Origin of the sequence: Leptospira weilii, from assembly GCF_006874765.1 — a bacterium.
In the GTDB taxonomy this organism is placed as follows: Bacteria; Spirochaetota; Leptospiria; order Leptospirales; family Leptospiraceae; genus Leptospira; species Leptospira weilii.
The window spans coordinates 3,862,501-3,882,355 of the sequence record NZ_CP040840.1; the positions used below are offsets into that span (position 1 = coordinate 3,862,501).

Consider the following 19,855-nt stretch of genomic DNA (forward strand, 5'->3'; position numbering starts at 1 on the left):
GGACAGAATGACAACTTTAATACAACCTATAACTTGTATTGTTTTATGAAACGTAGAAAAGTTAGATTATGTATCATTCAGATACAAAAGAAGCGAACTTGAAAAGTTCTTCGACAAAGTTGCGATTGTATCCGATCAGACGACACTCAAAGCCTTCAAATCACTCGATTGAGTTTTAATCTTCAAAATCCCATCTTGAATTTTTCCGGATTCCTGGGTGATCTCGTTCACTTCCTTCTCAATCTCAAACATCGCTTTCATCATCTCTTTGTGACCGGTCATCTGCTCTTCTGTGGAAGAAAATAACTCATCAGATAATTTCTTCGCTCTCTCCAAATTCCTTACAAAATCATTGATTATCGTCGTTCCACGATCATACAAACCATTCATCTCTTCTATCTTAGATACCGTAAGATTAATTTTCACGCTCTGATTCTCAGTCGAATGACCTGTATCAAGAGACGCTGTGTTCGCCTCTTCGATAAACTCCAAAGATTCTTGAACCACTTTCGAAATTATTTTCGCATTCGTAGCCGTAAATTCCGCAAGTTTACTTACCTCTTGAGCCACTACGGCAAAACCGCGACCCGCTGCCCCTGCACGAGCCGCTTCAATAGAAGCGTTCAGAGAAAGAAGATTCGTTTTGTTCGCGATTTCACCAAGAATACGATTGATCTCATCCACACGTTGAAACGAATTCGAAATGTTCTTTAAGAATTGGCCGGTCTTTTCAACAGACTTCTTCACTACTTCCATTTCCAATTTGCTTTCTCTCGCATTCGTATCCAAACCTTTGGAATGGTCGGATATTTTTGCGATTACATCCAAAAGAACCTGAGACTTTTGATTCAGTTCGATCAGATTCTCGTTTTGAATTCGAATCGAGTCCACGTTCTTCTCCGAAGCGTTCGATAAGGACTCGATCACTGCGTTGACCTCTTCCAAGGAAGCCGCTTGCGATTCCATTTTCGCGCTGGTTAAACTCGTAAATTCCGAAAAGTCAGTCACCGAAGTATCCAATGTTTCCGCCGAAGAATGCAGTCGTTTTCTTGTGTTTTGAATGGACTGCGCCATTTTGTTAAACGAACGAGCGATAAATCCGATTTCGTCCTCCACCTTAACTTCAAGACGATATTCTAAATTTCCGGAATTGGCCTCCCTTAAACCGACTACCACCTCTTCGAGAGGATTGAGTAAAGCTCCTTGAAAGAAAAAACGGAATCCGAATAAAACAAGAAACAAAATACAAAGCACGGATACATAAAGGATTTTACCGGTAGGATGGAGATATTCCCTTAGGGATTCGTATCGAAATCCTACTTCATAAATTTTTCCTTCAGATACGTAAAAATAAGAAATATAATGTTTGGGAACCAGACCGTTTAATTCATAAACTCTTTCCCCCTTGTATGTTCTTTCGTCCGGCTTTCTTATTTGTGTCAGAAGAGTATCGAAAATTTTATCCCTTGTTGCAGAATCCGTCACATCCGGATTTAACGCGAATTTTTTTAGCTCCCTTAGATATCCGTCGATTCCTGGAACTTTCGATTGAAACAATTTATCCAAAGCAACCGGATCGTTTTTTTCCTTCGGAGGTAAGTGAAAGTGTTTGTTCCTAAGCACGACTAATGTATTTTGCAGAGAATCAAAAAACGATTCTATGTCCTTTCCTGAAAGTTGAGCTTCGTTTTTGGAAGAAAGATAATCTTTTACTCCCGCTTTATACGCATCGAAACCGGAGGGGGAATTTTTTAATATATCTTCCACACTTTGTTTAAATTCCCCATTGGGAAGAGAAGGAAGTTCGAAAAGACTATGAGCTATTTTGAAAAAACGGAATTCTCTCAGCGTGGATTCGTCAGGTTGCTGAGAATTTCCCGGAAAGAGGGACGTTATCGAATCCGTCCCGGAATCGTATTGGAAAACGTATTCCAAGTCCTTGGAAGCTTCTAAACCGGCTGCGGAAAGTCTAACCTCTGTTTTTTTAATTAAGTCGTACGATTCTTCATATTGATTGAAAATAAATATACTTACGATCTGTAAGATTAGAAAAAACGTAGCGAGCGTAATTCCAGTGATTCTAGAAAGAATGGAAGTTTTTTCACTCGTATAATTGATATAACCTACAAGCACGACAAACAAACCGGTTACAAGAGAAATGTCCAAAACCGTTTGGTACAACTCCCTGGAAACCGCCCCATCTCGACTCATAGCGTTGAACACTCCCGGAATCAGAATAATCAGGGCCATGGGTATTAAAACGATTCCGGTAATAATTCTGTCCTTGCCTTTGAGTGTTATCATTCTCCAAGTACCGATTGCCACGAAAAGAAAGGTATAAAAGATGATGGCTATGGCATAAACCTTATAGAAAAAGTTAACTTGAAAGTCCCAATAATGACCCGAAAAGTAAAAGACTCTTTTTGCGGAGAAAGACTCGTAAAAATACCAAATACAGATAATGACTACCCCAGACAAAGCGATTGAAAACGCGGGAATCATTATCTTTTTGGAAACCGGTTGCGGGTATTGAAAAAAGAACATTGCGAGAAATAAAGTCCCCAAAAAGGGCGAAGGAATTATGATCCATCTATGAAAGACGGACCACGATGAGTAAAATGGAAAACCTGCCATGTAACCGACGTGAAGTACTCCAAGAAATAAAAGACCGACACTAAGATAAATCGTGCCGGACGCTTTTTCTTGAATGGAGAAAAAAAAGAACGCAGTGAATCCGATAAAAAGAATCCCGATTAACGAAGCCAAAGAGAAATAATTTAAATAGATCAGATCCATAATATAGGTATTCTATAAACTTTTGCAAACTACTATCGTCAAGGAAATTCGAAAACCCATACTCAATATTGTTTACATAAAAAGAATTTAAAAAACAAGAGCGCCATCGAAAGATTTGCAAAGAGTCGTAGTTTCAACCTACGGTTTAGGTTTGTTGAGTAGTTTGGACATAAATTCAAATTCCCCTAACATTCCAAAACAGGGACGATAAGAAACTCGGGTTTAGACCGACCACAAACACTTAGACAATTTGTCTCTTAAAAACCGCCGATACAGACATACTTGATGTTAAGATATTCATGAATCCCGTATTTGGATCCTTCTCTTCCGAAACCGGACTCTTTTACACCTCCAAACGGCACTTGTTCACTGGAAATGAGACCTTCGTTGACTCCCAACATTCCCGATTCGATTTTTTCCGAAAGAAGTCTAATCTTTCGATAATCCTCCGTATAAACGTAAGCCGCTAATCCGGACGGCGTAGAATTCGCGATTTGAATCGCCTCTTCAATCGACTCAAATCGATATATAGGAGCGATCGGCCCGAAAATTTCCTCCTCCATCGAAAGAGAATTTTCTTTTACCTCGGAAAAAATAGTCGGAGAAAAAAACAATTTATCAGGTTCGATTCTGTCCCCACCGATGATGAGTTTCGCTCCTGTCGATTTTGCGTTCTCAACATGAATTTCCATCTTACGAACCGCCGCTTCATTGATTAACGGACCCATATTTACATCTTTTTCAAATCCGTTTCCTACTTTTAATTTTAAGACCGCTTCCGAAAATGAATCTAGAAATTTCTTATAAATTCCTTTTTGAACCAAAAATCGATTCGCACACACGCAGGTTTGTCCCGAATTTCTGAACTTGGAAAGAATAGCTCCTTTGACAGCGGCTTCCAAATTTGCGTCGTCAAAAATCAAGAAAGGGGCGTTCCCTCCCAATTCCAAGGAAAGTCGTTTTAAAGTTTTAGAACTCCTTTCCATGATAAGTTTTCCCACACGAGTGGAACCGGTAAAACTAATCTTTTTTACGTCAGCATGATCAATCAAAGTGTTCGCGATATTTTCGGGATAACCCGTTAGAACTTGAAAGACTCCTTCCGGAATTCCCGCCTCCTGTGCAAGCACGGCTAACGCAAGCGCGGAGAATGGCGTCAACTCGGAAGGTTTACAAATTACCGTACAACCGACGGCCAAAGCCGCTGCCGCTTTACGAGTAATCATCGAAGAAGGAAAATTCCAAGGAGTTAAAATTCCGCATACTCCTACGGGTTGCTTTAAAACTTCGATCTTCGTATCTTTTCTATGACTTGGAATGATGTCCCCGTAAGTGCGTTTCGATTCTTCGGAAAACCATTCCAAAAAGGAAAATGCGTAATCGATCTCGCTTCTGGACTCATCGAGAGGTTTTCCTTGTTCCAAGGTCATAAGAATCGCAAGATCCTCTCGATTCTTTTTCATCTTTTCAGCCCAATTTCGAATGAGAATTGAGCGTTCTTTTGCGGGTCTGTTTGACCAATCCGAAAATGCCTGTACAGAAGTTTGAATCGCCTCCGAAGTTTCCTTGGAACCCAAAGAAGGAACGAAACCCAAAACATCAAGGCTTGCGGGATTGTTTACGGAAATCTTTTCGTTAAGATATCCCGACTTCCAGGATCCTCCCCAAAAAGCCTCTTCTTTAAACAATTCTTTTCTATAAAGAAATTTCAAACTCAAGGACGCACCTCTTCTTCTTTGTATATTCTCCAAAACCGGAAAAAGAAAGAAAAATCCGTTAAAATTGTTTTCCAAATATCCGAACTTTTTTTCATTTTGAAATTTTAGAATCGAATGGATTCCGATTTTTTACGCTCAATGCAATGTAATCATTTAAAAGGATACTGTTTATGAAATTCAAAATTCTAAAACACAAAAAGGCTCTTTATTGTCTTCTATTCGCTTTCAATCTTCAAATAAACGCAGAGGCCGCCAAAATTGTCTCCGGGCCGATTTTGGGATATTCCACATTAAAGGAAGTTTTAGTCTGGATTCAAACCGATCAGGCATCTAAAGTTGCATTAGAATATTCTGAAATTGGAAATCCTAGGAATAAGTTTATTTCTGAAACAATACAGACGGATTATAAAACCGGTTTTATCGCAAAATTGATCGCAAACCGCGTCGAACCCGGCAAAAGCTATAATTACAATCTACTCGTGGATGGGAAAAGAATTAAAGGGGAACACCTGCAAATATTTCAAGCACAATCATTTTTTGCCTATGGATCCCATCAAGAGCCGCCTTCATTTTCGTTTGCACTCGGAAGTTGCGCTTATGTCAATGAAAGTGAATTTGACGTCCCCGGAAAACCTTATGGCGGTGAATACTTTATCTTTAACTCCATTCTTTCCAAAAAACCGGATTTCATGCTTTGGCTTGGAGACAACATCTATCTGAGAGAACCGGATTGGGATTCAAGAACCGGTTTTCTACATCGTTATAGACATCAGCGTGGAATTCCGGAGCTTGCTCCGCTTTTTGCATCGGTCCATCACTACGCGATTTGGGACGATCATGATTTTGGGCCGAACGACTCAGATTCCTCCTTTTGGATGAGGGAAACTTCGGAAGAAATGTTTAAACTTCACTGGGGAAATCCGAATTATGCAAAAGAGGGTATCTACGGCTCTTTTATTTGGGGAGACGTTCAATTTTTTCTCTTGGATAATCGAACATTCAGAACGGCAAATAACAACAAGGAAATCGGCCCGAGACAAATTCTGGGAGAAAAACAATTTCAGTGGTTTGTAAATTCCTTAGCATATTCAAAAGCCACATTTAAGTTCGTCGCGATCGGCGGACAATTTTTAAATCCGAATCCTATTTTTGAGAACTACGCCACATATCCTCAGGAAAGAAATAAAATTCTCTCCGCGATTCGAGACTTAAAAATTAAAAATCTGATTTTCCTCACGGGCGATCGTCATCATACGGAGTTGAACTTTCTCCAGGAAGACGGTTTATCGATTTATGATTTTACAATTTCGCCATTAACTTCCAGATATCATTCCCCTTCCGAAAAAAACCCTTTACGGGTGGAAGGAACCCTTGTTGATAAAAGAAATTTTGGAACGATTTCCGTAAGCGGGAAACGAGGTCAAAGAAAACTTGTTCTACAGACTTTTGACGTATATGGAAAGGAGCTTTGGAAAAAAGAAATCCTTCCAACTCCTTAATGTTTTATGAAAAGATCTATGAATCCCATTTTTATATTCTTATTATCTGCTATTTTCCTGGTTTTGATTCTCGTTTGGTGGAACCAAGACAGGCTGATTTTTTTTCCGGAAAAACTTCCCGAAAATTTTGTATTCCGTTTTCCGAACGAGTTTCAGGAAATCCAACTCAATACCCCCGACGGAGAAACAAGTTACGGACTTTACTTCCCATCCAAAAGTAACATTTCTAAGAAAACGGTTTTATTCTTTCACGGAAATGCGGGAAGTTTGAGAACTTGGGGAGGAATCAGCGAAGACTTTCTTTCCTTCGGATGGAATATTCTAATCACAGACTACCGAGGATACGGAAAGAATTCGGGAAATATTTCCGAAAAATCGATGAACGAAGATGCCGAGTTGTGGCTGAATTACGTACTTCAGGAAATTAAGGTTCCTAGAAACGAGATCGTAATCTACGGTCGTTCTATCGGCACAGGAGTTGCGGCGGACTTGGCTTTTAAGAATCCGGATCTTGATTTATTTTTAGAGACTCCATTTACGGATTTACCGACTCTGGCACGAAATTATTATCCGTTCCTACAAACTTGGATGTTACGTTTTCAATTTCAGAACCTGAGCAAATTGGAAACCGTACATTCTAAAATCAGGATTTTCCACGGAACGGAAGACGAAATCATTCCATATTCAAATTCGGAAATCATATTCAAAAAATTGAAAGAACGCAATCAAGATGTGATTCTTTTTACGATCCCAAACGGCTCGCATAACGACCTCGCCCTTTATCCGGAATACCGCCGGGCCTTGAAAAAAAGTTTAGACGAAATCCGATAAAAGATCAGTTTAAAAATATTCCGGAAAAAGAACTTTGAGCTTTTTTACGGTTTCCGGATTTCTTTTTTCAGGTGTCGTAATGATCGAATACCGAGTGCTATTTTTTAAACTCAGATCGTCCCCGTTTCCGATCACATGAATCAGTTCGGAAAGAAGTTTTTTAGCGGTTTCTGCGTTTTTCGTAAGATTTGCAATCACCATTTCAACGGTGACGGATTCTTCCCCTTCTCTCCAACAGTCATAATCCGTAGACATACAAATCATCTGGTATGAAATCTCGGCTTCGCGAGCAAGCTTCGCTTCCGGAAGTACGGTCATATTGATGATATCCGCACCCCAAGAACGATAAAGATGAGATTCGGCCTTTGTGGAAAAAAGAGGTCCTTCCATACAAATCAATGTTTTATTCGTATGAATTTTCAAGCCGATCTTTTTAGCGGTTTGTTCAATTCTTTTACCCAAGTTTTGAGAAAATGGCTCCGCGAACGGAGCGTGCGCAACCACTCCGTTTCCGAAATAAGTCGAATTCCTTAAACGAGTACGATCAATAATTTGAGAAGGTAAAACGAAATCGAGAGGCTTTATTTCTTCTCTCAAACTTCCAACCGAACTAAACGCGACAATCTCTTCCACACCAAGTTGTTTGAGCGCGCAGATATTCGCATGATTTGGGACTTCGGGCGGCGAAAGAAAATGCCCGATTCCGTGTCTCGGTAAAAACGCGATCAGCTTTTCTTTGTATTTTCCGATTTTGATTTTGTCGGAAGGTTTTCCCCAGGGAGTATCGGGATAAATTTCCTCTATCAATTCCATTCCATCCAAGCTGTAGAGTCCCGTTCCGCCTATGATCGCCGCTTTTACGTTATGTGGCATTAATCCGCTCCCTAGAAAAGAAAGTTATCGATTTCTTCAAGGACAGTTTTGGAAAGAGGACCTAAATTGTAAATCGGAAGTGCCTCACAAAGCGGATTAAATGACACTCAAAGCCTTCAAATCACTCGATTGAGTTTTAATCTTCAAAATCCCATCTTGAATTTTTCCGGATTCCTGGGTGATCTCGTTCACTTCCTTCTCAATCTCAAACATCGCTTTCATCATCTCTTTGTGACCGGTCATCTGCTCTTCTGTGGAAGAAAATAACTCATCAGATAATTTCTTCGCTCTCTCCAAATTCCTTACAAAATCATTGATTATCGTCGTTCCACGATCATACAAACCATTCATCTCTTCTATCTTAGATACCGTAAGATTAATTTTCACGCTCTGATTCTCAGTCGAATGACCTGTATCAAGAGACGCTGTGTTCGCCTCTTCGATAAACTCCAAAGATTCTTGAACCACTTTCGAAATTATTTTCGCATTCGTAGCCGTAAATTCCGCAAGTTTACTTACCTCTTGAGCCACTACGGCAAAACCGCGACCCGCTGCCCCTGCACGAGCCGCTTCAATAGAAGCGTTCAGAGAAAGAAGATTCGTTTTGTTCGCGATTTCACCAAGAATACGATTGATCTCATCCACACGTTGAAACGAATTCGAAATGTTCTTTAAGAATTGGCCGGTCTTTTCAACAGACTTCTTCACTACTTCCATTTCCAATTTGCTTTCTCTCGCATTCGTATCCAAACCTTTGGAATGGTCGGATATTTTTGCGATTACATCCAAAAGAACCTGAGACTTTTGATTCAGTTCGATCAGATTCTCGTTTTGAATTCGAATCGAGTCCACGTTCTTCTCCGAAGCGTTCGATAAGGACTCGATCACTGCGTTGACCTCTTCCAAGGAAGCCGCTTGCGATTCCATTTTCGCGCTGGTTAAACTCGTAAATTCCGAAAAGTCAGTCACCGAAATCTCCAATGTTTCCGCCGAAGAATGAATTACCTTTCTGTTATCCTCCAACTTATTTAGGAATTGTTTATTTTCCTGAAAATAGGAAGTTGCTTCCTGATATAAGTCGTCAAACAATTTCATCAAACGATAAAGAATAAAGCTCACTCCCATCATAAAGACAACCTTCGTGATTTCCGCGCTGAGTTTAATATAGCCTGGCTGCATATTAATCACGTTGTCCTCAGAAAATTGAAGACCGTGGAATACAGCATTTGTCAACGCAATCGCATAACCTATAGAAGAAATCAAACCCGTAATCAGTACAAACTTGGGTTTTCCTAACAAACCGGAATAAGCGATAATAAAATAATAAACGGAATAGAGAATCGCATTTTTGAGAACGGGCGCAATGATTTCCGCAGAAACCATACTATCCAAAAAAATCGTCATACTCAGTGTAAGAGAATCTAATATTATGAATAAATCATGAACCCAATTTTTAATCTCGTACTTTTTATATAGGATAAAACCTAAAATCGAGTAAATAAGCATAGTTAACGCGCCGCAAGTATGAATCACCCTAACCTGAGTCTGAAGAGCTTTAAAACTCGACGCCAAGGAAAGCAGCATCATAATCATAATTCCCATCCTGGCGTAATAGGTAAGCGTTTCTCCTTTCTTACGAATGGATTCTATAGATTGTTTGGACATAAACCAAACCTTTACAAAATTTAATTTAAGTAAATGAAAAGTAGGAACTTTTTTAGAAATCCAATACCCATATTATAAAAGGACAAATTACGACTTTAGAGTGGTGAAATTTTTACATTCATTCTTAATATTTGTTTAGAATTTTGGTTATTCCAGCTAGAAAATAATTGGAAAAAAACTTTCAGAAGGTAAGGAATCAAAGCAATTAGCCCATAAATAAATTCAAAATAATCGCGTACACATTTATAGAGACTCTAAATGAGAAACATTTCCGCAAAAATTATCTCTTTGCTCATTTCCACATAATAAGGTGTTCAAATTTCTACGCCTAAACGTGAGATCTGTACTCAAATTAACGGTATTCTATTTTATAGGGATCAGTAGTATCTTTTATCGTTTTAGAAGCTATCTCAAAAATACTTTATCTTTGTTTAAAACGTCGATCCCAATTATTTTAAGATATTCTTGAGATAGCTTCTAAAAACGACAGACAAACAAGGAAGAAATCAAAGTTTTACAACCTCGCCTATTTTATAGGATTGAAAATTCGATTTTGGAATTACTGATAAAAGAAAATTTCATAATTCCTTCAAAGACTCTCGTAAAGATTATAATCAAATTTTGCACCATTTTAGGATACGCCCGAAACTAAATGGTCCGTCTCGCTCTTGCTTATTTCCCAACCGATCATGGCCATTTTTCTCTCGGAACCCCAGCGATATTCTCCGATGCCACCTGTGCTTTTGATCACACGATGACAAGGAATCAGATATCCGATCGGATTTTTTCCGATCGCAGTTCCGACAGCCCTCGATGCGTTTTCTTGTCCAATGGAGTTCGCAATATCCGTGTAAGAAGACAACTGGCCCTCCGGAATTTTAAGAAGGGCTTCCCAAACCTTGATTTGAAAATCGGTTCCTTTAAGATGAAGTTCGATTTTTTCTTTTCCGTCGAATGTTTTATCAAAAAAGCGAATGACTCGACTTTGATTCTCGTCCGTTTGCTGAATTAGATTCGCTTTATTCCATTGCTCTTTTAGTTCGGAAACCACCCGTTCTTTAGAAACATCATAAAAGTATAAATTACAAATCCCTTTTTCTGTGGAAGCGATTACGTAATCACCGAAAACATTTTTCTGAAAGCTGTATCGAATCTTGAGTTTTTCTCCGCCGTTTTTAAATTCTCCGGGAGTCATTCCTTCGATTTTCACGAATAGATCGTGCAATCGACTCGTTCCTGACAAACCAATTTCATATGCGGCATCGAACAGAGTCGCTTGGGGTTTGGAAAGTATGGATTTTGCATTTTGCAACGTAAGATATTGCAAAAATTGTTTCGGACTGACACCGGCCCATTCGGTAAAAAGCCTTTGAAAATGAAACGGACTCAAGTTCACGGACTTTGCAATTTCATCTAATTCGGGTTGAGAAACAGCGTGTTTTTGTATGAACCGTATTGCTTCTGCGATTTTTTTGTAATGTTCCATATTTAGAATATTATCCGAAAGTCAAATTTTTAAAACCCGATCCTTGCTGTTTTTAGAATATTTTGGAATTCCTCAATTTGTTTTTTAGCGTCGCCTTTGTCGTTCTTAAATTTTCTTGTATGAGTTCCTATAAATTTTCATTTTAGTTACGACTCAAATTAAAATCGTATTGACTTCTCAACGTTTCTAACCAGTTCATTCTTTTTCAAATGCTGATTCTCCTCAAGAATCTACTCCCAAATCTTGTTCCGATTTTAACCATTCTTTTTAACTGTCCCGACAAATATCTAGCTTAAAAGATCTAGAATTTTCCCAAATCCCACCAAGCGCTAAGAGAAAGCAAAACGTCTGAGTTTCATAAAAATGTGGGAACGTTTTAGATGTCGGTGGATAGGTGTTAAGACTTTACAGAAAAGTAATTGAACCTGATTTCTATACATTGACATCTAAAAAGCAGATGAAGATCGACTTTCAAGAGAAGATGATCGAGTTTGCGGAGAAAGAATACTCAGTAGATACTAAAAAATTTGGTTCCAAACACTTCTGTGGTATTGGGAAGAACGATCTCGATTGAAAATAAAAATGTCTTTGTTGTATCTGGTCCTGAATACTACTTATCTCTGCAGAATAGAGCGCCTAAAGTTTTGCGTCTAAACGTGGGGGTCGTGCTCAAATCAACGGTACTCTATTTTATAAGGATCAGTAAACTAACCAAACAAAGATCGGAATATTTTAATAGAAATTTTAGCCGCGGAGTAAAAGTTAAGAATGCAATATTTTCAAGGAGAAGTTTCGTTCAAGTTTCCGGCGATTTGTCTACAGATTCCTTTTTCTTTCCAATCTAGTTTCCAGTCTGTCGCGGATGAATCCTCTTTGAATAATTTTACAATCAGATTCGAACAGATATAACGAATATTAAGGTCTGAAACTTCGTATTCTCCCGAATAACGATACCAATGCGTTTCCAAATCACTTCCAGCTGTCGGTTCGCCAATTTTTAGATTTTCGATCGTTTTTCCCTTCCATCGATCCTGGAGTAAACTTTCCTCAATCAATTTAAGAACGGTTTCTTTGTCCGGAGATTCCCTACCCGGATCGGAAAGAATTATATTTTTGCCGAATCCTAATTCTGAAAATAACCAACCTTTTGTACGAATAAAAATATAGTTCGCTCCAACTTCGGTACGCGTTACGCTACCATCTTTGTGCTTTACCGTAACTAAAAACGGAAATTTGTATAAAATATCCGCGTTAGATTTTGAGTTTTCGATGAGAACGGGTTCTCCGTTACTTTCGATGGATTGAATCTTATCGCCAGCGTTCCTTTTAAGCCAATGAGTTTGAACGTCTCTTTTCGCTTTTTCCTCATCGGGGGGACCTATCAATTGTGCGTCTAACAATGTCGGTATTAAAATGAGTAAAGTAATTCTTGCTAACGCAAAGACACCTTTCATAGCCTCATTATTAACCTTCTCTTTTATATCTTGTCAATGAATTTAAAGTTGACCGCAAAACAGTAAAAAGAGAGACAAAATTCATTGAAACAAATCCATTTATTCAGGCACTCTAAGTCGGATTGGAAAACGGGATTCAAATCCGATCACGGAAGACCTCTTTCCGAAAAAGGGAAGAAAAACGCTCGATCTCTTCGAAAATATTTAGAAAAGATAGAATTCAAAATCGATCTCTTTTTAGTTTCAGATTCCAAAAGAACTGTGGATACTTACAAAATTATAACTAAAGATCGAACTCTATCTTCTGAAACGAAAATCACAGAAAAATTATATGAGTCGGATAGCAAAGACATTCTAACAATGATCAGAGGGTTAAATTTAAGATTCAAAGATGTGGCTTTATTAGGTCATAATCCCGGAATCGAAGAAATTGCAAATCGACTCATTCGAGGTAATGAAGACCCATCACTCTCCGAATCCGTGTTTCTTAAATTTCCTACGTCGGGTTTTCTCAGTATACAAATTGAAACGGAATCTTGGGAAGAATTAGGCAAAGTTCCCGGAAAAATAATTCAATTCTGGATACCCAGATGAACGAGATCGATTCAAATATTTTACGTCCTTGTTTTAGTCGAGAGCAGATCTCTCAAAAAGTAAAATTTCTAGCTTCCGAAATAACGAAGGATTATAAAAAGTTAAATCCGATTTTTATCTGTGTATTAAAAGGCGGAGTGTACTTTTTTACAGATTTAACAAGAGCGATTTCTTTTTCGGTAGAAATCGATTTCATTCAAGCAAGGTCTTATTCCGGAACTTCCTCAACCGGAAATATCGATTTATTGAAAGATATCGATACAGACCTCTCCAATCGTCATGTGATTCTCGTGGAAGACATTTTAGATACGGGTCTTACCCTTCAATATCTCATACGACATATCTTTACCCGTAATCCTGCGAGTTTGGAAATCGTAACCCTTCTTTTAAAAGAAAGAAAGAGTATCTTAGAATTCCCTGTAAAGTATGTGGGTTGGAGAATTTCAGACGAGTTCGTCGTGGGTTATGGTATGGATTTCGACGGAAAATACAGAAACCTGCCAGACATTCATGTTTTGGAAACAGGGCAATTTTCCGTTTAAGACTTTTTTATTATACCTTGAATTTGAAGGAAATAATTCATTTTTTCAGGAATTGTTTCCTTATGAACAATGTCGTTTTAAAATTTCGAATCACCTCTTCTGTTTTCTTTTATATGCCGATTTTTGTCAGATCGATAAAAAAAATGTTTTTTACTTTAAGAATCTTTCATACCTTAGCATGCAGAGCGATTTATAGGAGACCGAGTACTTGTCGTGAAAATTAAAACGCGATAAGGAATAAAGTTTAGGACAAACCGTAAATGGAGCATCAGTCACTCTCCCTTTTAAATGATATAGCCTTGAGCATTATCTTTGCTACACTTTTCTCCCACATAGCCAGGATTACAAAACAACCTTTGATTTTGGGTTATGTAGCGGGAGGGCTTTTACTTGGGCCGAATCTGGGTTTAAGCCTTGTCGTTAACGAAGAGAGCATAGAGTTGATTTCCGAGATTGGACTGATCCTTCTTTTGTTCATCATCGGTCTTGAAATTGATTTAAAAGAACTGGCACGTATGGGAAAGTCGATGTTCATTCTTGGGATTGTCCAGTTTGTGTTCTGTGTGTTGTTGGGGCTTTTATTTTTCAGGGAAATTCTCGCTAACTTCAGCGGTAAGTTCGATCTTTTATATTTCGCCATCGCACTGGCCATCAGTTCCACGATGATCGTGGTCAAACTTCTACATGACAAATTCGAAGTGAGTACGATTGCGGGCCGCCTTACAATCGGAGTATTGGTTCTACAAGATATTTGGGCGATTATCTTTATGGGTATTCAGCCGAGTCTTCAGGATCCGCAGATTTTAAAGATTGTAAGTTCGCTTGGAGTCGGTTCGGTATTAGTCTGCGTTTCATTTTTAATCAGTAGATTCTTTTTATCCAGATTGTTTCAAGCGGCGGCTTCCAAACCGGAGCTTATCTTAATCACTTCGATTGCCTGGTGTTTTTTACTTTGCGGTTTCGCGGAAAGGGCCGGTCTATCCAAAGAGATGGGAGCTTTAATTGCGGGAATTAGTATCGCCGCATTTCCTTACGGAGCCGACGTTATCGCAAAACTTTCGGGGATTCGAGATTTTTTCATCACTCTCTTTTTCGTTGCACTTGGAATGAAAATTCCGATTCCTTCGATCCAGATTATCAGCGTTTCTTTAGTAGCGGTAGTGTTTGTAATTTTTAGCAGAGTCCTCACCGTTGCGACTCCGGTTTATTTTTCCGGCAGAGGACTTAGAGCCGGAATTGTAACCGGTTTAAATTTGGCTCAGATCAGTGAATTTTCTCTTGTGATCCTCTCATTGGGAATGGGTTACGGTCACATCAGTAAAGAATTGGAATCTACAGTTTTGACTTCGATGATTCTCGCATCGGTAGTTTCCACTTATATCATTTTTTTCAATGATCCGATTTCAAGATTCATTTTAAGGCTATTGGGAATAATCGGTCTAAAAGAAGAAAAAAGAACCGAATCCTATACCAACGGTCGGCCGAAAAGAGACATCGTTATTCTTGGTTATTTTAGAATTGCGCAAAGTCTTTTAGAGGAGATAGAGCGTGAAAAACCGGAATGGCTCAATCGAATTTTAATTGTGGATTTTAATCCCGTCTTTCGTGGATTTCTGGAAGCGAAAGGAATTCGTTGGGCTTACGGCGATCTCGCGAATCCGGAAACTTTGCATCACCTTGGAATCGAAGATGCAAGATATGTAATTTGTACAATCTCTGATATGATTCTCAAAGGGACAACCAATCGTAGACTTTTGGAGTCAATCAAAGGAATTTGTCATCACACACAACCTTCTATCATTCTTACCACCGACGATGTAGAAGAAGCAGAAGTTCTTGTCAAAAGCGGCGCCGCTCATGTGATCGTACCGGGAAGAATCAGTGGAATGTCTCTTTTTAAAGAAATGAAAACGATCGTAAATCATTCTAAAAACGATACCGCGAACGTTCCGCTTAAATCGAAGAAAAAACCGTTGAAGAAACAAGTTGTTTCCAAATCTAAAGTTAAAGCGAAGTAAATAAATTGATTCGTTCGCCGTGCAATAAGATCTGCATAATGGACTCTAAATCCGGTTATTGTCAGGGATGTTTTAGAACCATAGATGAAATCGGAAACTGGTCTCGTTATTCCGATGCCGAAAGAGAAAATCTATTCTTGAAATTGAAAGTTCGCAAAGAAGAGATTTTTTCCAAAGGACCGAATAAAAGTAATTTATAATACTCTAAATCTTTGTTTCAAAACAGAATGACGTGTTTTCGATTGTCATTTTATTCTTTTTGCGAAATTTTTAGGATAGACTTTTATAAACCTCCAAAATTTCTAAAGCCGCCTTTTCCCAAGAAAATCTGGCGGAATTTTTTTTTCCTTTTATGATCAAGTTTTTTACGATGTTTCGATTTTTTGAAAAATCTCTCAAAAGACTTTGCAATTCTTCCGGTTTATTCGGAGAAAAATAGTACACACTGTCTCGAAGAATTTCCGGCATGACAGTTGTATCGGAAGATACCACCGGACGACCGCAGGCTTGGGCTTCTAAAGGAGGAAATCCGAAACCTTCGTATTTTGAAGGAAAGATGAAAAGTCCCGCGCAAGAATAAAGGCAACGAAGTTCGTTCAAGGACAGTCTTTCCATGGGAAGAATTCGATTTTCATAACCCATAATGTCCGCTTGCAAATAATCGGGAATTTTTCCAGAAACACCGCCTAACACCCATTTTGTTTTTAGAATCTTAGAATCCCAAAGAGGTTTTAGAGCATTGAGAACAAAGTTTAAATTCTTGTGGCCTTTTCCGATTCCTACGCTCAGTAAATAACCCTCTTTGAGTTCGTATTTTTTTAGAAATTTTTTTTTCTCCGTAGCCGTCGCAGGATAAAAAACGGATCGGTCGACTCCGTTGTGGATTACTTTAATTTCCTCTTTAGAAAAACCGAAAACGAATTCCAAATCCTTTGCCGTATATTCGGAAACGGATACGATTTTTTTTGAAAATCGTCGAAGCAAACGAAATACGACCTGCATATAAATCCGTTTTAGAAAACTCGAATGAAATTCCTTCATTCGAAAGGGAATGATATCGTGGATTGTCACGATCGATTTTCTGAGATATCTCAAAGGTGCATTGAAATGAGGTATGTCCAAAAGATCCATTCTTCCCATCAAAGGATGACCTAAAAACTCGGAAAGAGAATAGATCGGAGAGCGGTAGCGAATTACAGGATAAGAAAAATCCTTTTCTTTTTTAGAAGAATTATCCGAAGTTTCAGTTTCACTTCGGTTTTTTTCAAAATCGGAAAATTCATAACATAAAATTCCTTCGTTCAAAATCGTCGTTACATCTCCAAAAAGATAGATCTGAAAATTCTCTTTCAACGCAATTGGACCGAGATACTTCAAAAGACCGCGGATTCTCATCCCAATCCCTGAATGAGCGATCATGCGCGCATCCAATCCGATCGCCAAAGCTCGGTTTTTTTGTACTTCCTTTCTTTTGGTCCTCATGATCAGACAGAATTACCCGCTGTCGGAAATCTGCAAGAAAATGAAAATCCGATGGAAGATTCAATAGGCACTTTCGAGAATGGGAATGAGGCGTTAGATTTAAAAAACCGATCCGGAATTCTCCGAAAGAAATCTAACCAAAAGACTCCCGATTCAATTGGGATAATCGAATGAAGAGAGTTTAATTTGGAAGAAAATATCGTAAACATTCTAAAATCAATCGGAGAAGATCCGAACAGAGAAGGTCTCCTCAACACTCCGAAACGAGTGAAAAAAGCTTACGACTTTCTGACATCCGGCTACCACGTCGACATTACGAAAGTTGTCAACGGAGCGATCTTTGAAGAACCTACGGAAGGAATGATTCTTGTTCGAGACATCGAAGTATATTCTCTTTGTGAACATCATCTTCTTCCTTTTTACGGAAGAGCTCACGTCGCTTATCTTCCTAACAAAAAGATCATCGGGATCAGCAAAATTCCTCGAATCGTCGATGTGTTTGCCAGAAGACTTCAAGTTCAGGAGCGTCTCACGGAACAAATCGCCTACGCCGTTCAGGAAGTTCTTGATCCCCAAGGAGTCGCGGTGGTCATTAAGGCGAAACATCTTTGTATGATGATGAGGGGAGTCGAAAAACAAAATTCGGAACTTTTCACCTCTTGCCTGTTAGGGGCTTTCAAAGAAAATATGGTAACCCGTTCCGAGTTTTTGGATCTCATTCGTACCGGATCCACCTAAGTAATCAATATCTTTCGGACAATTTTCCTAAGAGAAAGGTTCAAATTTTCCTTTTCCGCAATTTGGTAGACAAAGAGAAAAAAAAGAACATTCTTTGCTGAATTCGGAGGAAAGTTATGGCAAAAGAACGAGTAGTTTTACCATCCGCGGAATTTAAAAAGAATGCAAACATTACCCTTAAGGATTATAAATCTCTCTATAAAGAATCCATTGAGAACCCGAACAAATTTTGGGCAAGGGAAGCGAACCGACTGACTTGGTTTAAAAAATGGACCAAGGTTTTAAACCACGATTTTAAAAATGCAAAAGTGGAGTGGTTCAAAGGCGGAAAGCTCAACGTTTCTTACAATTGTTTAGATCGTCACATCAGTACTCCTTTGAAAAACAAAGCCGCTTTGATCTGGGAAGGAGATAATCCTTCAGAATCCAAGGTTCTTACATATTATGACCTTTACAGAGAGGTAAATCGTTTTGCGAACGTTCTCAAAAAATATGGAGTAAAAAAAGGAGATCGGGTTCTTGTTTATCTTCCTATGATTCCGGAGTTAGCCATTACGATTCTTGCATGTACTCGAATTGGCGCAATTCATTCCGTTGTTTTCGGTGGATTTTCTCCGGAAGCGCTTCAAAGCAGAATCGACGATTGCAAACCAAAGTTAATCGTCACCGCCGACGGAGGTTTCCGAGGCGGCAAACCCATTGAACTCAAAAGGAACGTCGACCTTGCTCTCGAAAAGTCCAAAGAGAATGTTAAAACAGTAATCGTTGTTCGTCGTACAGGGAACGAATCCGGTCTAGTTTGGAAAGACGGTCAGGATTATTGGTATCATTTTTTGATCGGCGATCCCGATTTGCCTTCCTATTGTAAACCGGAATCGATGGATGCGGAAGATCCTCTTTTTATTCTTTACACTTCCGGTTCGACGGGAAAACCGAAAGGAGTTTTACATACTACCGGCGGTTATCTTCTGGGAGCTAATTTAACATTTCATTATGTATTCGATATCAAACCAGAAGACACATATTGGTGCACTGCGGACATAGGTTGGGTGACGGGTCATTCTTATTTAGTTTATGGTCCTTTGTCCAACGGGGCTTCTTCTGTGATGTTTGAAGGGGTTCCTTCTTATCCGGACGCAGGAAGATTTTGGGACGTTATCGATAAGTACGGAGTGAATATTTTTTATACGGCTCCGACCGCGATCCGTGCTTTGATGAGAGAAGGATTGACTCATGTTCAAAAAAGAAATTTGAGTTCTTTACGTCTTCTGGGTTCTGTCGGAGAGCCGATCAACCCTGAAGCTTGGGAATGGTATTTTAAAATTATCGGAAAAGGAAAATGCCCGATCGTAGATACTTGGTGGCAAACCGAAACCGGATCTATTATGATCACTGCGTTGCCCGGAGCTATTCCGCAAAAGCCGGGTTCGGCTACTTTACCGTTTTTCGGTGTTCAACCCGTATTGGTGGATAATAACGGAAAAGAAATAAATAACAAAGGAGAAACTTCCGGAAATTTGTGTATCAAGAGTCCTTGGCCTTCGATGATGCGCGGAGTTTACGGAGATTCGAAACGATTCTTTGATACATATTTCTCTCAATTCAAAGGATATTATTTTACAGGAGATGGAGCGCGCAGAGATAAAGACGGTTACTATTGGATTACTGGTCGTGTAGATGATGTGATCAACGTTTCCGGTCATAGAATCGGAAGTGCGGAAGTAGAAAGCGCACTCGTTGAAAATAAATCCGTCGCCGAGGCTGCTGTAGTCGGATTTCCTCACGATATTAAAGGGCAGGGAATATACGCATATGTTACCGTAAAGGAAGGCGTTACGACAAATGATGCCTTGAAAAAAGAGCTCGTTGCAACCGTTGAAAAGGTAATCGGCAAAATTGCGAGACCAGATGTGATTCATTGGTCGCCAAGTCTTCCAAAAACTCGTTCCGGAAAAATTATGAGAAGAATTTTAAGAAAGATCGCTTCGGGAGAATTCGAGGGGCTCGGTGATACGTCGACTCTCGCGGATCCGTCGGTGGTTCAGAAGTTGATCGAAGACAAAAGGAAATTCCATAGTTAAGATCGGATTTCCTATAGAAACCCTTTCGAAACGAAAGTAAAAAATGAGCGAATCATTATGCCGAATTCCAATAAACTT

At 39.1% G+C, this 19,855-nt stretch carries 15 protein-coding genes; 8 read left to right on the forward strand and 7 right to left on the reverse strand.

Annotated features, from left to right (window positions below):
• Window positions 1-135: 135 nt before the first annotated feature.
• Window positions 136-2,796 carry a methyl-accepting chemotaxis protein gene (locus FHG67_RS22490; protein ID WP_004497125.1) on the reverse strand — a complete coding sequence of 887 codons (2,661 nt, stop codon included), beginning with the start codon at window positions 2,794-2,796 and terminating at the stop codon, window positions 136-138.
• Between the two features lie 257 nt (window positions 2,797-3,053).
• On the reverse strand, window positions 3,054-4,514 hold the full coding sequence (locus FHG67_RS18880) for an NAD-dependent succinate-semialdehyde dehydrogenase (protein WP_026054548.1): 1,461 nt from the start codon (window positions 4,512-4,514) through the stop codon (window positions 3,054-3,056).
• Window positions 4,515-4,684: 170 nt separating this feature from the next.
• Here FHG67_RS18880 and FHG67_RS18885 point away from each other — a divergent pair, with 170 nt between their 5' ends.
• Window positions 4,685-6,013 (forward strand): alkaline phosphatase D family protein, encoded by a 1,329-nt coding sequence (locus FHG67_RS18885; RefSeq protein WP_004498608.1) that lies wholly within the window; start codon window positions 4,685-4,687, stop codon window positions 6,011-6,013.
• Window positions 6,014-6,019: 6 nt separating this feature from the next.
• Entirely contained in the window at window positions 6,020-6,844 is an 825-nt protein-coding gene (locus FHG67_RS18890) for an alpha/beta hydrolase (protein WP_172616507.1), read from the forward strand.
• Between the two features lie 9 nt (window positions 6,845-6,853).
• Here FHG67_RS18890 and mtnP read toward each other — a convergent pair whose 3' ends face one another.
• From mtnP to FHG67_RS18920, 4 genes are all read right to left on the reverse strand, one after another.
• A complete protein-coding gene (gene mtnP / locus FHG67_RS18895) occupies window positions 6,854-7,717 on the reverse strand; it encodes an S-methyl-5'-thioadenosine phosphorylase (RefSeq protein ID WP_002556553.1) in 864 nt (287 codons plus the stop codon).
• Window positions 7,718-7,813: 96 nt separating this feature from the next.
• Window positions 7,814-9,382 carry a methyl-accepting chemotaxis protein gene (locus FHG67_RS18900; RefSeq protein WP_142499882.1) on the reverse strand — a complete coding sequence of 523 codons (1,569 nt, stop codon included), beginning with the start codon at window positions 9,380-9,382 and terminating at the stop codon, window positions 7,814-7,816.
• Window positions 9,383-10,013: 631 nt separating this feature from the next.
• Complete coding sequence (locus tag FHG67_RS18905; protein ID WP_142499883.1) at window positions 10,014-10,868, reverse strand: bifunctional helix-turn-helix domain-containing protein/methylated-DNA--[protein]-cysteine S-methyltransferase; 855 nt, start codon at window positions 10,866-10,868, stop codon at window positions 10,014-10,016.
• A gap of 779 nt (window positions 10,869-11,647) precedes the next feature.
• Window positions 11,648-12,322, reverse strand: a complete 675-nt coding sequence (locus FHG67_RS18920) for a hypothetical protein (RefSeq protein WP_061235247.1) — start codon at window positions 12,320-12,322, stop codon at window positions 11,648-11,650.
• A gap of 84 nt (window positions 12,323-12,406) precedes the next feature.
• Here FHG67_RS18920 and FHG67_RS18925 point away from each other — a divergent pair, with 84 nt between their 5' ends.
• From FHG67_RS18925 to FHG67_RS18945, 4 genes are all read left to right on the forward strand, one after another.
• A complete protein-coding gene (locus FHG67_RS18925) occupies window positions 12,407-12,916 on the forward strand; it encodes a SixA phosphatase family protein (RefSeq protein WP_002632945.1) in 510 nt (169 codons plus the stop codon).
• A complete protein-coding gene (gene hpt, locus FHG67_RS18930) occupies window positions 12,913-13,458 on the forward strand; it encodes a hypoxanthine phosphoribosyltransferase (RefSeq protein WP_004495039.1) in 546 nt (181 codons plus the stop codon). The genes FHG67_RS18925 and hpt overlap by 4 nt, the downstream gene beginning before the upstream one ends.
• A gap of 260 nt (window positions 13,459-13,718) precedes the next feature.
• Complete coding sequence (locus tag FHG67_RS18940; RefSeq protein ID WP_080634015.1) at window positions 13,719-15,476, forward strand: cation:proton antiporter; 1,758 nt, start codon at window positions 13,719-13,721, stop codon at window positions 15,474-15,476.
• Between the two features lie 5 nt (window positions 15,477-15,481).
• Window positions 15,482-15,676 carry a DUF1289 domain-containing protein gene (locus tag FHG67_RS18945; protein WP_080634014.1) on the forward strand — a complete coding sequence of 65 codons (195 nt, stop codon included), beginning with the start codon at window positions 15,482-15,484 and terminating at the stop codon, window positions 15,674-15,676.
• A gap of 70 nt (window positions 15,677-15,746) precedes the next feature.
• On the opposite strand, the gene FHG67_RS18950 is transcribed toward FHG67_RS18945, so the two are convergent.
• The gene (locus FHG67_RS18950) at window positions 15,747-16,958 is read right to left on the reverse strand and encodes a glycosyltransferase family 4 protein (protein ID WP_036086544.1); all 1,212 of its coding nucleotides are present in this window, start codon (window positions 16,956-16,958) and stop codon (window positions 15,747-15,749) included.
• A gap of 186 nt (window positions 16,959-17,144) precedes the next feature.
• On the opposite strand from FHG67_RS18950, the gene folE reads away from it, so the two are divergent.
• Window positions 17,145-17,696, forward strand: coding sequence for a GTP cyclohydrolase I FolE (gene folE, locus FHG67_RS18960; protein ID WP_002632959.1), 552 nt, complete (start codon window positions 17,145-17,147; stop codon window positions 17,694-17,696).
• 116 nt (window positions 17,697-17,812) lie between these two features.
• The gene (gene acs, locus FHG67_RS18965; protein ID WP_004499661.1) at window positions 17,813-19,777 is read left to right on the forward strand and encodes an acetate--CoA ligase; all 1,965 of its coding nucleotides are present in this window, start codon (window positions 17,813-17,815) and stop codon (window positions 19,775-19,777) included.
• Window positions 19,778-19,855 lie beyond the last annotated feature (78 nt).

Excerpts from the sequence above, each read along its gene's own strand:
- FHG67_RS18900 (WP_142499882.1), bottom strand. The coding sequence starts at position 9,382 with ATGTCCAAACAATCTATAGAATCCATTCGTAAGAAAGGAGAAACGCTT.
- mtnP (WP_002556553.1), bottom strand. The coding sequence starts at position 7,717 with ATGCCACATAACGTAAAAGCGGCGATCATAGGCGGAACGGGACTCTAC.
- FHG67_RS18920 (WP_061235247.1), bottom strand. The coding sequence starts at position 12,322 with ATGAAAGGTGTCTTTGCGTTAGCAAGAATTACTTTACTCATTTTAATA.
- FHG67_RS18940 (WP_080634015.1), top strand. The coding sequence starts at position 13,719 with ATGGAGCATCAGTCACTCTCCCTTTTAAATGATATAGCCTTGAGCATT.
- FHG67_RS18890 (WP_172616507.1), top strand. The coding sequence starts at position 6,020 with ATGAAAAGATCTATGAATCCCATTTTTATATTCTTATTATCTGCTATT.
- FHG67_RS18905 (WP_142499883.1), bottom strand. The coding sequence starts at position 10,868 with ATGGAACATTACAAAAAAATCGCAGAAGCAATACGGTTCATACAAAAA.
- acs (WP_004499661.1), top strand. The coding sequence starts at position 17,813 with ATGGCAAAAGAACGAGTAGTTTTACCATCCGCGGAATTTAAAAAGAAT.
- hpt (WP_004495039.1), top strand. The coding sequence starts at position 12,913 with ATGAACGAGATCGATTCAAATATTTTACGTCCTTGTTTTAGTCGAGAG.
- FHG67_RS22490 (WP_004497125.1), bottom strand. The coding sequence starts at position 2,796 with ATGGATCTGATCTATTTAAATTATTTCTCTTTGGCTTCGTTAATCGGG.
- FHG67_RS18950 (WP_036086544.1), bottom strand. The coding sequence starts at position 16,958 with ATGAGGACCAAAAGAAAGGAAGTACAAAAAAACCGAGCTTTGGCGATC.
- FHG67_RS18885 (WP_004498608.1), top strand. The coding sequence starts at position 4,685 with ATGAAATTCAAAATTCTAAAACACAAAAAGGCTCTTTATTGTCTTCTA.